General features: G+C 43.6%; 3 protein-coding genes. All 3 read left to right on the plus strand.

Annotated features, from left to right (window positions below):
* Nucleotides 1-1,295, plus strand: a 1,295-nt coding sequence (locus tag ICN13_RS09970; RefSeq protein ID WP_255534125.1) for a YDG domain-containing protein, incomplete at its 5' end; no start/stop codon positions are given.
* Nucleotides 1,296-1,499: 204 nt separating this feature from the next.
* Nucleotides 1,500-1,721, plus strand: a complete 222-nt coding sequence (locus tag ICN13_RS09975; RefSeq protein ID WP_216140206.1) for a helix-turn-helix domain-containing protein — start codon at nucleotides 1,500-1,502, stop codon at nucleotides 1,719-1,721.
* A 67-nt stretch (nucleotides 1,722-1,788) separates the two neighbouring features.
* Entirely contained in the window at nucleotides 1,789-2,349 is a 561-nt protein-coding gene (locus ICN13_RS09980; RefSeq protein ID WP_216140207.1) for a hypothetical protein, read from the plus strand.
* The last annotated feature ends 233 nt before the right edge of the window (nucleotides 2,350-2,582 follow it).

Here is a 2,582-nt window from a genome sequence, read left to right on the forward strand (position 1 = left end):
GTTCAGGGATCACTGTCTCCCCAGTTCTATCGTCTACTAATGGACCGGTTGCAGGCATGTCACTTGCTGGAGCTAAAGGCGCTAACTACTACATCGCAGGTATTGCTGCGCCACAGTCCTTGGCTGCGCAGATTACCAAAGCACCGGTCTATATCACTGGTGGCCTGACAGCTCAGAACAAGGTGTATGACACTACGACTGCAGCCACTGTTACGGCAGGAACAATTACTCTATCTGGAGTATTGGGTAGCGATGCCGTCACTGCACCGACAGCAGGTAACTATGTAAATAGTTTTGCTTTTGCATCTGCTAATGCAGGTTCAGGTATCACTGTCTCCCCAGTTCTATCGTCTACTAATGGACCGGTTGCAGGCATGTCACTTGCTGGAGCTAAAGGCGCTAACTACTACATCGCAGGTATTGCTGCGCCACAGTCCTTGGCTGCGCAGATTACCAAAGCACCTCTAACAATCAGTGGATTGAGGGCGCAAGATAAAACGTACGATGGCAATGTAACTGATAAGATTTCTGGTTCATTCGCGGTTATTGGTTTAATCGGAGCGGACCAAGCTGTTGCCAGTGGTGAAGTTACTGGCGGTACATTTGTGAGTTCTAACCCTGGCAGAAATATTGCAGTAAGACCAAATTTATTGGGCCTAACCCTTACCGGCCTTAATGCGGCCAATTATGAAATTACTGACGTTACAGTTCCACTAACTGCCAATATCACCGCAATTGATACAGCTCCAGTCATCATGCCTGGCATCATTCAGCAATTGGCTGCTGATGAGGGTGATGGTGATAACAACTTCTACAGTGCAGACTGGTCAAGTTTCAATAGTGCCAATAACGCAAATTGCGGAAATGGACGTGCTGATGCATTAATTACTATGAGTACACCAGGTGCCGCTGATGAAATAGTATTGGCTGCGATTAACTCGAGTAGCATGGTCAAACAAGAGTTGCCAAGCACCATCTCTGCAATGATTAACAATGCGAGCTTGAGCGCTTCCGCGCCAACAGAAAAATTATTTGCTTCTGATAGCGTAGACATGACTTCACCTGGAATTTTGAGCTACAAGCTCACAACTGCTAATGGCCAGAAATTACCTTCATGGGTGAAGTTCGATACTAATAACCGTGTTATGACTTTGACAGGCTCTGCACCAGATAAGAGCTTGCCGTTAGCAATGCGCTTGGTGATTTCTCGTGGCTCACACCAAATTATTGAGTCTATCGTCACCATCAAGCCAATTGAAGGTGGGGCATGTACAGCGCAAACTGCATCTAAGTAGTAAATCCTGCTAATGCAAGCGCTAGAAACTCAGTTAGTAGTTAATCAAATTTGCGTTAATGGTCAAGGGCAAAGTGTAGTCGTTAAACAAATATACCTACCCAATCTGGAAGGCATTAGCTTGGTCGAGTTTAAGCACATTAAAACAGCCCAAATTGAGTTAATGCCTCTTAACCAGTTTAGGAAAACCTTTTCTTAAAAAACCATGCTGAGCAATGTTGAGAATTTTTTAGGTAGCAAAATCAAAGCGGCAAGAGAAAATGCCGGCCTAAGTCTAGAAGAGCTTGCAAAGCAAGGATGTATATCGGCTAAGCAGCTAGAGCAAATTGAAAGTGGGGGAGACGCCTATTTTTATTCCGCAGCCATTAAATTAGCGTCGGCTAAGAAAATTGCCAATATATTGGGTGTGGTAGAAGACGGGTATTAGAAAAATTCTCAACATGATTGTCCCCTCAATCTATTATGAATACCCAAATAGTCATATGGGGATAAATATGCACAGTCTAAAAATAAACCTCGTGTTTATTATTTATGTTTTATTTATACCCTGGTCTGTAAAAGCGTCCGAAGTTGCCATTTATCAAGATTGGCACGTTCTAGCCACACCAACAACTATTGAGGCTTATACCTCACCAAACCCAAACTCATCATTTGGCTTGTATTGCAATATTGACCAATGCATGTTTTATTTGCATGATGCCTTGCTATGTCGACCGGGGGCAGTATCGCCAGTTCTCATGAGCAGTATCCAATCGGCCTCATCGCTCTCCATGAGGTGCTCGTTAATAGGTGCTAAGTTATTTCAAATATTGGACCCGTTTACTACCGTCCTCAATACTTTAAGAAGTGTGGGAATAGTCAGCTTTGCAGTACCCTTGCAAAATGGCACCTTTGGACTAGCTACCTTCAGCTTGCAAGGTGCTGACGCAGCAATCAAAAGAGCATTGCTTGAAGCTGCGGCAAGTAAAAATAGGGCAACTCCTCAGTCACCTTCAAGCCCCTCCCCAAGTCCGGCGATTCCTGGCGCAAAAAAGCTGCAAGACATATCAATCTAATTAGAAAACTTTATTTTTTAGTTTTATATTTAGCTGGTAAGATATTTTTTGTGTTGATTTGAGGAAGCTAATTTTTATTTAGAAGCGGCTTAAGGCTCTTATCAAAAGTGAACTGCTGTCAATTTAGGTCCACTACCAAAGAGAGTTTTTTCATAGTAAATCATTGCAGCAACATGGGTTGATTCTGCAATAGTTGGGGTACTTGGGTTTGGGGTGCTGGAGGTCTGTAACCC

Source organism: Polynucleobacter sp. MWH-Berg-3C6 (assembly GCF_018881855.1).
Taxonomy (GTDB): domain Bacteria; phylum Pseudomonadota; class Gammaproteobacteria; order Burkholderiales; family Burkholderiaceae; genus Polynucleobacter.

Bases quoted from the DNA above. Each gene is read 5' to 3' on its own strand.
- ICN13_RS09975 (WP_216140206.1), top strand. From the start codon at position 1,500: ATGCTGAGCAATGTTGAGAATTTTTTAGGTAGCAAAATCAAAGCGGCA.
- ICN13_RS09980 (WP_216140207.1), top strand. From the start codon at position 1,789: ATGCACAGTCTAAAAATAAACCTCGTGTTTATTATTTATGTTTTATTT.